Source organism: Mesorhizobium sp. M7A.F.Ca.CA.002.09.1.1 (assembly GCF_003998555.1).
Lineage (GTDB): Bacteria > Pseudomonadota > Alphaproteobacteria > Rhizobiales > Rhizobiaceae > Mesorhizobium > Mesorhizobium ciceri.
In genome coordinates this window covers 1-1,544 of the sequence record NZ_RZRR01001109.1, presented here as the reverse complement: position 1 = coordinate 1,544, position 1,544 = coordinate 1, and the positions used below count along the sequence as shown (strand labels likewise).

2 protein-coding genes and 1 pseudogene are annotated in these 1,544 nt (G+C 63.6%); all 3 read right to left on the bottom strand.

Going from position 1 to position 1,544, the window contains the following annotated elements; genetic code table 11:
- Positions 1-205 precede the first annotated feature (205 nt).
- On the bottom strand, positions 206-394 hold the full coding sequence (locus tag EN994_RS30755; RefSeq protein WP_013531032.1) for a DUF2065 domain-containing protein: 189 nt from the start codon (positions 392-394) through the stop codon (positions 206-208).
- Between the two features lie 6 nt (positions 395-400).
- Positions 401-1,369 carry a protease modulator HflC gene (locus EN994_RS30750; protein WP_063168276.1) on the bottom strand — a complete coding sequence of 323 codons (969 nt, stop codon included), beginning with the start codon at positions 1,367-1,369 and terminating at the stop codon, positions 401-403.
- Positions 1,369-1,544 (bottom strand): annotated as a pseudogene (locus EN994_RS36510) (protease modulator HflK); the annotation flags it as partial. The gene EN994_RS30750 and the pseudogene EN994_RS36510, both read right to left, overlap by 1 nt.

Here is a 1,544-nt window from a genome sequence, read left to right as displayed (position 1 = left end):
CATCCAATACAATTTTGCGCGCGCCGCGCCGGCGATGAATGTCCGCCGCGCCGCGCGCAAAATTGTATTGGATGTCATCGAGAAGCCTCCCGGTATTCTTGAAAAGAAAAGCGCTTCGACGAAAACGCCGCGTCACGCCATGTTGGCAAAAAATACGGCACGTTTGCGGCTATGACTATCGGCAGAGGATAAATCATCGCCGCCCTCATGCGCCTCGTACCAGCCAGACGATGCCGACGCCGATCGCGATCGCCGCCAGCCCGGCAATCCGCAGCGCGTTCTCGGGCAGCGACAGCACTTCGGTGGCAAGCTTCCTGGCCAGGCCGGGAAAGCCGCCATAGACCAGACCCTCTATGACGAGGACGAGGCCCATGGCGGCAAGAAAATCCTGCACCGGCCGCTACTGGCCGGTGCTGGGCTGTGCCGCCGGCGCGGCGGGTGCCGTCGCCGGAGCGTTTGGCGCAGGCGAAGCCGGCTTTGCCGATCCCTCGCTGCCGTCGGGATTGCGGAAGAAGCGGAAGAACTCCGAGTTCGGCGACAGCACCATCGTCGTTCCGGTGTTGTCCAGCGCCGTGCCATAGGCATTCATCGACCGGTAGAAGTCGAAGAAAGCCGGATCGCGCTGATAGGCTCCCGCGAAGGTGGCGCTGCGCTGGGCCTCGCCCTCGCCGCGCAGGATTTCCGACTCTTTTTGGGCTTCGGCGACGATCTCGACCACTTCGCGATCGGCGCGGGCGGTGATGCGCTGTGCCGCCTCATTGCCGCGCGCCCTCAGCCGGGCAGCTTCCGCAAGGCGTTCCGCCTTCATGCGGTCGAAGGTCTGCTGCGAGACCTCGGCCGTGAGATCGGTGCGGCGAATGCGGACATCCTCGATCTGCAGGCCGAGCGATGTGGCATCGGGCCTGAGCTGGTCGCGGACCTCGCGCATCATCACGCCGCGCTCTTCGGAGAGTGCTGCCTCGAAATCACGCAGACCATAGACACGGCGCAAGGCAGCGTCGAGACGCGTCCTGAGCCGGGCCTCGGCCAGTTCGATCTGACCGGACACCGCGGCGCGGAAGACCCGCGGATCCGAGATGCGATAGGCGATGAAGGCATCGACCTCATAGAACTTGCCGCCCGAGACCTGGACGCGAATGTTGTCGAGATCGAAGCGCAGCACCCGGTTCTCGATCAGCTGCACGGTGTCGGCGTCGAAGAACGAGAACGGCGCCTTGAAGTAGATGCCGGGTTCGCTCTTGACGTCGACGATCTCACCGAACCTGAGCACCAGCGCCTGCTGGCGCGCATTGACCACGAAGACCGACGAATAGAGCAGGAACAGGATAACCGCTGCTGCGACGACGATGATGGGAAGACGGTTGGCCATCACTGGTTACCTCCCGTAACGGGGGCGGCCGGTGCCGGCGCTTTCGGCTGCAATGCCGGCAGCGGCAGATAGGGAACGACCCCTTGCCCGTTGCCCTGCTCGACGATGACCTTGCTCGAATCCTTCAGAACCTTCTCCATGGTTTCCAGGTAGAGGCGCTTGCGCGTTACATCGG

What these genes read in the sequence shown, in the direction of transcription:
- EN994_RS30750 (WP_063168276.1), bottom strand. Translation starts at nt 1,369, where the DNA reads ATGGCCAACCGTCTTCCCATCATCGTCGTCGCAGCAGCGGTTATCCTG.